A 2,496-nucleotide genomic window follows, 5' to 3' on the forward strand; every position below is an offset into this window, starting at 1 on the left:
TGCATATTCCGGCCGATCATGAACACCGATTCCGGTTCAACGTGAACACCATTTCCGGACCAATGTGAACGCTCATTCCGGCTCAACCTGAACACTTTGCTCCTCCTTTCCGGAAACAGTGTTCAACATCCCGGAATCACTGTTCACATTCACCGGAATCATCCTTAACGCATTGATTTAACAACCTTTGATACGCTCTCCCTTTTGCTAGGGAAGAGCCTATGTCTGCCAAGAGGATTGCAATGCGTAAAATTCGTGAAGTGCTGCGACTGCGGCTGGAAGCTGACCTCTCTGTTCGCCAGATAAGTTGCTGCACCAAGGTCAGCGTTGGCTCCATCCAGAAACTCCTCAAAAGTGCCCAGACGCTCGGCCTGACCTGGCCCTTACCTAGCCAGCTTGATGATGGCCAACTGGCGGCCCTGTTCTATCCGCAGGCCGATACCACCATCTCGGCCCGCCATGTTGTACCGGATTGGCCCTCTGTCCATCAGGAGCTCAAGCGTAAGGGGGTCTCCAAACAACTGCTCTGGGAGGAGTACACCCAGCGCTATCCCAACAGCTGTTACAGCTACTCCCAGTTCTGCGACCGTTACAAATCCTGGTGTCAGTTGCAAAAGCGCTCCATGCGCCAGATCCACAAGGCGGGGGAAAAGCTCTTTATCGACTACTGCGGGCCCACGGTGCCCATCGCCTCGCCCTCCACGGGGGAGGTCCGTCAGGCCCAGATCTTTGTCGCCGTGCTTGGTGCGTCCAACTACACCTTTGCCGAGGCTACCTGGTCACAGTCACTGCCGGACTGGTTGCAAAGCCATGTCCGTGCCTTTGAGTTTTTCGGCGGTACACCTGCACTGCTGATCCCCGACAACCTCAAAAGCGGTGTCAGCAAGGCTTGCCGATACGATCCCGAGCTCAACCCCAGCTACCAGCAGTTGGCCGAGCACTATCAGGTGGCAGTGATGCCAGCTCGCCCTTACAAGCCCAAGGATAAAGCCAAGGCTGAGGTGGGTGTGCAGATCGTCGAGCGCTGGATCCTCGCCCGCTTGCGCCACCAGACCTTTTTCTCGCTGGCCGAGCTCAACCAGTGCATCCGGGCCTTGCTGGACGAACTCAACGAGCGCCCGTTCAAGCAACTGCCCGGTAACCGGCGCGAGGCGTTTGAGCAGTTGGACCGCCCGGCGCTGGGACCACTGCCGGTGCATCCCTATCGCTATGTCGCCATCAAAACGGTCAAGGTCAACATCGACTATCACGTCAGCTATGAGCAGCACCACTACTCGGTGCCACACCAGTATGTGGGCCAGCAACTGGAGCTCCATGCTGGCGACACTTTGCTTCAGGTCTATCACCAGCAACAGCTGGTCGCGAGCCATCCGCGTAAAACCATCCCGGGGATGAGCACGATCCCGGAGCACATGCCGGAACGCCACAGCAAGCAGCAACGCTGGACGCCAGGCCGTCTCAAGCAGTGGGCTGCTGATATCGGACCGGGCACCTTGTGCTGGGTGAGCGAACGGCTGGAAGAGAAAGCCCATGTCGAGCAGGCATACCGACTCTGCCTGGGGCTACTGAGTCTTAGCCGGGAGTATCCGCCATCACGGGTCGAGGCCTGCTGTCAGTTGGCTAATCGGGAAGGACTGGTGCGACTCAAACAGCTCAAGTCGGTGCTGACCAGTGGCCGCGACCAACTGCCCGAAAGCCCGCTGAGCTACCCAGAGTTACCGCAAGAGCACGAGAACATCCGTGGCCCCCAGAGCTTCCACTAAAGAGGATACGCCCCATGACCCAACAAACCCTGACCCGCCTGAGAAACCTGAAACTGACCGGCATGGCGGATGCAGTGCAACAACAACTGGAACAGGCCAGTACCTACGAAGGGCTGCCCTTCATCGAGCGTCTAAGCCTGCTGGTCGAACACGAACAACTGAGCCGGGAGCAACGTAAACAAGCTCGGCTAGTCAAGCAGGCGCGGCTCAAACTCCAAGCCACGGTGCAAGAGGTGGACTACCAGTCTGCACGCAACCTGGAGCGGTCACAGGTTGCAAACCTGGCCCAAGGAGAGTGGCTGCGCCGAGGCCAGAACCTGCTCATTACCGGCCCCTGTGGCTGTGGAAAAACCTACCTGGCTTGTGCGCTGGGCTACCAAGCCTGTCAGCAAGGGCATAGCACTCGTTACTACCGGCTGCCGCGTCTGCTACTTGAGCTGAGCCAGGCCAAGGTAGATGGCAGTTACGCCAGACTGCTGGGTCAACTGGCCAGGATAGAGCTACTGGTCCTCGATGACTGGGGACTGGAAGCGGTGAATGCCGAGCAGCGCAACGCCCTGCTGGAGATCATGGATGATCGGTACGGGAAATACTCGACGGTAGTAGTCAGTCAGCTGCCAACTGAAGAGTGGTACGCGAGCTTGGGTGACAACACCCTGGCAGATGCGATCCTGGACCGGCTGATGCACAACGCTCACCGGCTGTCACTGAAGGGAGAATCGATGAGAAAGAG

General features: G+C 58.2%; 2 protein-coding genes. Both read left to right on the plus strand.

The features are described 5' to 3' along the window. Positions 1–221: 221 nt before the first annotated feature. Positions 222–1,763, plus strand: a complete 1,542-nt coding sequence (gene istA / locus NOM06_RS20700; protein ID WP_059296349.1) for an IS21 family transposase — start codon at positions 222–224, stop codon at positions 1,761–1,763. A gap of 14 nt (positions 1,764–1,777) precedes the next feature. After that, positions 1,778–2,496: IS21-like element ISAs29 family helper ATPase IstB (gene istB, locus NOM06_RS20705; RefSeq protein WP_255913020.1), on the plus strand; the 719-nt coding region annotated here is incomplete at its 3' end.

Origin of the sequence: Aeromonas sp. JL9 (genome assembly GCF_024436075.1) — a bacterium.
GTDB lineage: Bacteria > Pseudomonadota > Gammaproteobacteria > Enterobacterales > Aeromonadaceae > Aeromonas > Aeromonas veronii.